7 protein-coding genes are annotated in these 6,578 nt (G+C 40.0%); all 7 read left to right on the forward strand.

All coding sequences use genetic code 11. The annotated features are described in order from the left end of the window. Nucleotides 1-214 (forward strand): DUF3450 family protein (locus tag H5202_RS16600; RefSeq protein WP_182773052.1); only part of this gene is annotated, 214 nt, incomplete at its 5' end. Further along, the gene (locus tag H5202_RS16605; protein ID WP_182773053.1) at nt 214-1,569 is read left to right on the forward strand and encodes a MotA/TolQ/ExbB proton channel family protein; all 1,356 of its coding nucleotides are present in this window, start codon (nt 214-216) and stop codon (nt 1,567-1,569) included. The genes H5202_RS16600 and H5202_RS16605, both read left to right, overlap by 1 nt. Next, nucleotides 1,569-2,096 carry a MotA/TolQ/ExbB proton channel family protein gene (locus H5202_RS16610; protein ID WP_011638074.1) on the forward strand — a complete coding sequence of 176 codons (528 nt, stop codon included), beginning with the start codon at nt 1,569-1,571 and terminating at the stop codon, nt 2,094-2,096. Before H5202_RS16605 ends, H5202_RS16610 begins: the two co-directional genes overlap by 1 nt. 13 nt (nt 2,097-2,109) lie before the next feature. Beyond that, nucleotides 2,110-2,514, forward strand: coding sequence for an ExbD/TolR family protein (locus tag H5202_RS16615; RefSeq protein ID WP_182773054.1), 405 nt, complete (start codon nt 2,110-2,112; stop codon nt 2,512-2,514). Between the two features lies 1 nt (nt 2,515). After that, complete coding sequence (locus tag H5202_RS16620; protein ID WP_182773057.1) at nt 2,516-3,136, forward strand: energy transducer TonB; 621 nt, start codon at nt 2,516-2,518, stop codon at nt 3,134-3,136. Next, nucleotides 3,136-4,383, forward strand: coding sequence for a tetratricopeptide repeat protein (locus H5202_RS16625; RefSeq protein WP_182773055.1), 1,248 nt, complete (start codon nt 3,136-3,138; stop codon nt 4,381-4,383). The genes H5202_RS16620 and H5202_RS16625 overlap by 1 nt, the downstream gene beginning before the upstream one ends. 557 nt (nt 4,384-4,940) lie before the next feature. After that, nucleotides 4,941-6,578: DUF885 domain-containing protein (locus H5202_RS16630; RefSeq protein ID WP_182773056.1), on the forward strand; the 1,638-nt coding region annotated here is incomplete at its 3' end.

Here is a 6,578-nt window from a genome sequence, read left to right on the forward strand (position 1 = left end):
ACTAGTTGATTTCTTCAATTTAGGCCGCGTTGCACTTTATGCACAAAGCTTGGATCAGAAAATTGCATGGATGTACGACGCAGATGCGAAGTCTTGGAATAAGTTAGACGATAGCTACCTACGTGATATTACTAAAGGTATCCGCATTGCTCGTAAGCAAGGCGCTCTAGACCTATTCGCATTACCAATCCCTGCTGCGGAGACTGCACAATAATGAAGAAGTTAATTACATCAGTGCTAGTAGCTGCAACTTTCTCTTTAACAGCTGGTATGGTTTCTGCTGCAGATGCACCAAAAACTATCGGTCAACTGTTACAGCAAGTTAAAGCCGACCGAGCTAACGAAGGTAAGACAAACGCTAAGCGTGAAAGAGAGTTTCAAGCGGAACGTGGCGATAAAGCTGAATTACTTAAGCGTGAAAAAAATGCCCTGTCTGCTGAAAAGCAACGTGGTAAAGATTTGAACCAAGCATTCTTGGACAACGAGCGTAAAATTGCTCAGTTAGAAGAAGACTTAAAAACTGCTCAAGGTGACTTGGGTGAAATGTTTGGTGTTGTTAAAGGTGAAGCCGGTGATTTCTCTGGTAAGTTAGCTGCGTCTAACATCAGCGCTCAGTTTCCTGGTCGTGACACCTTTATTGCTGAATTGGGTGCGCGTAAATCACTGCCTAAAATTGAAGAGTTAGAACAATTTTGGGAAGCACAGTTATTTGAAATGGTTGAGTCAGGTAAAGTTGTTAAATTTGATGGTGATGTTACTGCTATCGACGGCAACGTAGTTAATACCGCTATTCACCGTGTAGGTCCTTTCAACTTAACTGCTGAAGGTAAATATGTTGTTTACAAACCTGAACTTGGTTTAATTCAACAATTATCACAGCAACCAGAAGGCTACCAGGTTAGTGCCGTTGGTTCGTGGGAAAATACTACTTCAGGTGTTGCTCCTTTCTATATCGATCCAGCTCGTGGTGTGTTACTAAACATCTTTACTAACAAAGCTAGTTTAGAAGATCGTTTAGAAGCCGGTGGAACGATTGGTTACATCATTCTTGCATTGTTAGCATTAGGTATGTTGATTGCGGTTGAACGTTTAGTCACTCTGACTATCATTGGCGCTAAAGTGAATGGCCAACGTAAAAACATTGAAAATCCTGGTAACAACGCTTTAGGTCGTATTCTAAAAGTATACCAGTCAAATAAAGATGTTGATGTTGAAACGCTTGAGCTGAAACTTGATGAAGCTATCTTAAAAGAAACACCTGCTCTAGAAGCTCGTATTTCAATTATTAAAGTTATTGCTGCTATTGCTCCTATGATGGGTCTATTGGGTACAGTTACCGGTATGATCGCAACCTTCCAATCTATTCAATTATTCGGTACTGGTGACCCTAAATTGATGGCTGGCGGTATTTCTATGGCGCTTATTACGACTGTTCAAGGTCTTATCGCTGCATTGCCTCTAATGTTGTTACACGCAATCGTAGTTGCTCGTAGTAAGTCTATTGTTCAAGTTCTTGAAGAACAAAGTGCCGGTATCATTGCAGAACATGCTGAGAAGAGGGCTGACTAATGATGCTAATCCTGATGGACGTATGGGATTCCGTCAGGGGCTTCATGGCCTCCGGAGGCGATGTCCTCTGGTTGGTTGCAGCTGTGCTATTTCTCATGTGGGTGTTAATGCTTGAACGTTATTGGTATCTAAATTGGATATCACCAAAACAACATCAAGCAGTTATCGCCTCATGGGAAGCAAGAGAAGAAACAACTTCTTGGCATGCTCACCGTATCCGTGAAGCTTGGGTATCCCAAGCGAAGCAAGATTTGAATGCACGTATGCTGTTAATCAAAACCCTAGTAGCCATTTGTCCAATGATTGGTCTATTAGGTACTGTAACCGGTATGATTTCAGTATTCGATGTGATGGCAGTTCAGGGGACGAGTAATGCTCGTTTAATGGCCGCTGGTATCTCTATGGCCACAATGCCGACAATGGCAGGAATGGTTGCAGCTCTATCGGGTGTTTTCTTTAGCACTCGCTTAGACTCAAAAATGAGAATCAGTTTAGAAAAGCTAAAAGACAGCATGCCTCACCACTAGAGAGAGTTTGAACATGGCACGTAAGAAGCATTCCACTATGGAAGAGGAAGCGCAAATTGATATGATCCCGATGCTAGACATCGTGTTTATCATGCTGATCTTCTTTATTGTAACAACATCGTTTGTTAAGCCATCAGGCTTAGACTACAACAAGCCTAAAGCGTCACAGGCTACGTCTAAACCTTCGGCGAACATCTTTATTGGTATCAGCAAAACTGGTGTCATTATGATGGAAAACCGTCAGGTTGATATCGAACGTGTAACTGCAAACGTAGAACGTATGTTGGCGGAAGCACCTGAAGCAGCTGTACTGATCCAAGCAGACAAAGACGCTTTACATGGTTTAGTCGTAAAAGTGCTTGATAATGTTAAAGCTGCAGGTATCGATAAAATTTCAGTATCAGCGGGGAATGAGTAATATGCTAAGAGCACTCGTATCAATAATCATTGGTGCTGCGGTGACTTTTGGGCTGTTTGCTTTCATGGCTTTCCTGGTCGGCGGTGGCGCACAACGCAACGGCGACTCAGTGGAATCCCCTGTTATTGAAATTACGATGGATAAACAGGATTCGAAGGCACAGAAAAAACCAAGGGTTACACCTAAGCCACCTCCACCACCGGAGCAGCCACCGAAGCCGGATACTACTCCACCAGATTCATCAACTAATATTGACACTAATATGGCGTTCAATATGGGTGGTATCGAAGCTGGTGGACCAAGTACAGGTTTCAAGCTTGGTAACATGATGACCCGTGATGGCGATGCTACGCCTATTGTTCGAATTGAGCCTCAGTATCCAATTGCTGCAGCTCGTGATGGTAAAGAGGGTTGGGTTCAACTTAGCTTTACCATTAACGAACTTGGTGGTGTTGATGACGTTTCTGTCATCAAAGCTGAACCTAAGCGTTTATTCGATCGTGAAGCGATTCGCGCATTGAAAAAATGGAAATACAAACCAAAGATTGTCGATGGCAAGCCATTAAAACAACCTGGTATGAAAGTCCAGCTTGACTTCTCACTAGAGAAAGGAGGTAGATAATGCGTAAAGTTACAAATATCGCTACAGCGTTATTACTTTCAATCTGTGGAAGTGCATTGTTGTCTAGTTCTGTAGTCGCTGCTGAAAAGTGTCCGATTGATTCACGTCAATCTCGTGCTGTTGGCGAAAGCGCTGCAAAAAAAGTACAAAAATCTTTTGGAGCATATACCGAAGGGAATTTAGACCAAGCAATTTCAATCTTGCTTGAGGCTAATGCTAAAAACGATTTCGACAAAGCGTATGTCGATCGTATGTTAGGTAACTTCTATGCCGAAAAAGGTCAGATGAAGACAGCAATCAAATATTTAAAGACTGCTGTTGATGCTGACATTCTTGGTGGTACTGATCATGCTGCAACAATGCGTTTGTATGCTGATTTACTATTACAAGAAAAAAAGTTTAAAGAAGCTATTCCATATTATTACAAGTGGATGGATTTTACCTGTAAAGCTGATGCTCAAATGTATCGCAGAATTGGTATCGCCTATACTGAACTAAAAGATTGGAATAAAGTACTGCAAGTAGCTGACAAAGGTTTATCTTTAGCTGAATCGCCTGATAAAGGTCTATATCAGATGAAGTTAACCGCTTACTTTAACCAGAAAAAGTACAAAGAAGCCGTAAAAGTGTTAGAAACTATGGTGCCTTTGTTCCAAGACGACAAACGTCTCTGGGTTCAGTTAGCTCAGTTTTACTTGATGACTGAAAATTATGACAAATCACTTGCTACATATGATTTGGCATATAAAAATGGCTTTTTAGAAACAGACAGTAACATTACTCGTTTGTCTCAATTGTTAGCGCAAAAAGGTTCGCCTTATAAAGCTGCTACCATTTTTGAAAAGCACATGAAGTCAGGTCTTATTGCTGAAAACGAGAAGAGTTTAACCACTCTGGCTGGTTTTTATCATAATGCTAAAGAGCTAAAAGAAGCTGCTTTTTACTACGGTAAAGCAGCTGCAGTTAGCAATAAGGGTGAATTGTATTTAAAACAAGGTCGTATCCTTGCTTTACAACAACAATTCAATGACGCTATTCCGGTGCTTAAAAAAGCACTTGATGCAGGCATTGATAACCCTGGTGAAGCTCAATTTGAGCTAGCATTAGCTTACTTAAGCCTTAAAAAGTATAAGTCTGCTTATCAGCGTGCATTACTAGCCGCTAATGATAAAAAGACTGAGCGCAGTGCTAAGAGCTATATTTCTTACATCAAAGAAAAAGCTCGTATTCACAACGTAACGCTTTAATCTAAGCTTGATTTAAAAAGCCCCTTTTTAGGGGCTTTTTTATTTTCTAATGAAACGATTTACTCATTCGTTTTGTAGATCATGTGCTCGTTACATGAATGGATTAAATGTAATGTCTGGTTTTCGGAATCAATTAATTGTTAGATAGTGTGTATTTGTAGAAGTTTAGTTTCATGTGCTGCATAGCAAAGATATAATAAGCTAATTGATTGCGTATGCTGAGTCTCGGATGACGCATAGTAAAAATATTACTCTGATGACTTTTGCTATCCAGAATGAGTAAAGCTGTATAAGTATTCCATTTCGCTTAAACCCGCAAAGCTTGGCGAGGGGGATGATGCCTATCTAACTGACACGGCTATTGAGTATTGGTAATTTGGTTTCGGGATAAATACAGCTTTAGTTAAGACTCGATGATTTAGTCATTAAATCCGTATTGCTTTGTTATCAGAAAAGTTGATAACAAAAGAATATTTTCATCGAGATTGAGTCGTTACACTGAGATAAATCGACACGCTAAAAAGGCGTGAATGAAATTGTGTTAAGGAATAATAAAAATGAATAAAACATTGTTGGCATTGACTGTGTCCTTATTATTAGTCGCTCAAGGTTGTTCTGAAGCCACTACAGTCTCATCTACGCCTGAAACCACAGCCGAATCTGGTGCAGCCGTTATGCCTCAAACTGCCTCAGAGCAGTATTTGGCAATGGTTGATAATTTTTTTAATGATCAATTAAAGCTTGAACCAATTTATGCCACTTTTGTGGGCGTTAATGATTATAACGACCAATTCGGTGGTGCATTAACTGAAGAGTATTTAAAGGCTCGTCATGATTTAAATAGCCGTTACTTTAGTCAAGCTAAAGCTATTGATGTTGATAAGCTTACGGCATCACTTAAGTTGAGTTACGACATGTTTATCTATGATCGTAATATGGAGCTTATTGGTGAAACTTATCCTGAATACTTCTTACCTATTAATCAGTTTTATAGCACAGTTTTTACTATGGTTCAGTTGGGCAGTGGTGAAAGTGCTCAACCATTTAAGACTGTTGAAGATTATCAAAACTGGTTAGGTCGCTTACGTGGTTTTATTAACTGGACAAAACTTGCACAGCAACGAATGGATGAAGCTATTGAAAGTAAAGTTGTTTTACCACGAGTACTTGTCGAGCGGATTATTCCTCAATTAGATGCCCAACTTGTTACAGATGCACAGAGTAGTTTTTTTTATTCCCCAATTAATTTATTGCCTGAAAGCTTCACTGCCGAGCAAAAAACACAATTAACCACAGAATACTCTCAACTTATTGATTCTGAATTATTACCGGCATTGACTCAGCTACGTGACTATGTAAAAAACGTGTACTTACCCAATTCACGTGCTTCAGATGGTTGGTGGGGTTTACCAAATGGCAAAGATTGGTATCAACACTTAGCTAATAGCCATACAACAACAACGTTATCAGTGGATGAAATTCATCAAATCGGCCTTTCTGAGGTCGCACGTATTTTATCTGAGATGGATAAGGTAAGAGAACAAGTTGGTTTTAAAGGTGATTTAACCGCATTTTTTGATTCTTTATCTTCAGAACCTCAGTACTTTTTTACTGACCGACAAGATCTAATTGATGGTTATATGACGATTAAAGATCATATAAATCAAGTATTGCCTCAGTATTTTAATGTGATGCCTAAAGCGGATTACATTGTTAAACCTGTAGAGGGTTTTCGTGAGAAATCTGCGGCTGGCGCCTCGTATGAATCACCAGCTGTTGACGGTTTACGCCCAGGTGTTTTTTATATCAATACTTACAACCTAAAAGCACAACCTAAATGGGGCATGACAACCCTTTCATTGCACGAAGCTGCTCCTGGTCATCATTTTCAGATTGCAATTAAACAAGAGTTGACTGACGTTCCACAGTTTCAGCGCTTCCAGGGTTACACTGCTTTTGAAGAAGGTTGGGCCTTATATGCAGAATATTTAGGAATTGAGATGGGAGTATTTAACGATCCCTATCAGTACTTTGGAAAGTTATCAGATGAAATGTTAAGAGCGATGCGTTTAGTCGTAGACACAGGGCTTCATGCTAAAGGCTGGAGTCGCGAACAAGCAATTCAATATATGAAAGACAATTCCCCAATGGCAGAATCTGAAATTGTTGCGGAAGTAGAGCGTGACATGGAAATA

This window comes from Shewanella sp. SG41-4, from assembly GCF_014164505.1.
Taxonomy (GTDB): domain Bacteria; phylum Pseudomonadota; class Gammaproteobacteria; order Enterobacterales; family Shewanellaceae; genus Shewanella.

Bases quoted from the DNA above. Each gene is read 5' to 3' on its own strand.
- H5202_RS16605 (WP_182773053.1), top strand. From the start codon at position 214: ATGAAGAAGTTAATTACATCAGTGCTAGTAGCTGCAACTTTCTCTTTA.
- H5202_RS16625 (WP_182773055.1), top strand. From the start codon at position 3,136: ATGCGTAAAGTTACAAATATCGCTACAGCGTTATTACTTTCAATCTGT.
- H5202_RS16615 (WP_182773054.1), top strand. From the start codon at position 2,110: ATGGCACGTAAGAAGCATTCCACTATGGAAGAGGAAGCGCAAATTGAT.
- H5202_RS16610 (WP_011638074.1), top strand. From the start codon at position 1,569: ATGATGCTAATCCTGATGGACGTATGGGATTCCGTCAGGGGCTTCATG.
- H5202_RS16620 (WP_182773057.1), top strand. From the start codon at position 2,516: ATGCTAAGAGCACTCGTATCAATAATCATTGGTGCTGCGGTGACTTTT.